The sequence below is a fragment of the Micromonospora sp. NBRC 101691 genome, assembly GCF_030269285.1.
Taxonomy (GTDB): domain Bacteria; phylum Actinomycetota; class Actinomycetes; order Mycobacteriales; family Micromonosporaceae; genus Micromonospora; species Micromonospora echinospora.
In genome coordinates this window covers 1-490 of record NZ_BSTB01000058.1, presented here as the reverse complement: position 1 = coordinate 490, position 490 = coordinate 1, and the positions used below count along the sequence as shown (strand labels likewise).

General features: G+C 69.6%; 1 pseudogene. It reads right to left on the bottom strand.

From position 1 onward, the window contains the following. Positions 1 to 317: pseudogene (locus QSK20_RS31935) on the bottom strand (hypothetical protein); the annotation flags it as partial. Positions 318 to 490: the final 173 nt, after the last annotated feature.

Sequence of the window (490 nt, the reverse complement as noted above, 5' to 3'; positions counted from 1 at the left end):
TCCTGGAGGCTGGTGGCGATCGCGACCACGGCGGCCCGCTCGTCCATGCCGGCCTTCTTGGTGGCCTCGATGATGGCCTTGGCGTTGTCCTTCTGCTCGGCGGAGAGCGGAACGGTCGACTGCCCGGCCGGGGTGCCGTGGGGCAGCAGCTTGTCCATCGACACCGGCGTGTCGGCCGACGCCTGCTGGGTTGCGGCGACCGGGGTGGTGGTCACCGCCGGGGTGGTGTCGGGGGACAGGCCGGAACCGGCGGCGATTCCCGCCACGGCGGTCAGACCGGCGATGGACAGCACACCACGCTGGATAAGCTTGTTCATGGTCAAAGCTCCGTTCGGGGGTTGACGCGCCCATCCCGACAAACCACCCAACCGGGCAGGTGACAGGACAGGGCGTAAGCACCACACGTAAGGGCGCTCTGAGGGACGTACCGGGGGATTTCGCGTCGCGCCGGAAGGGGGATCCGGGGGGATCCGCCAGGCCCGCGATACGG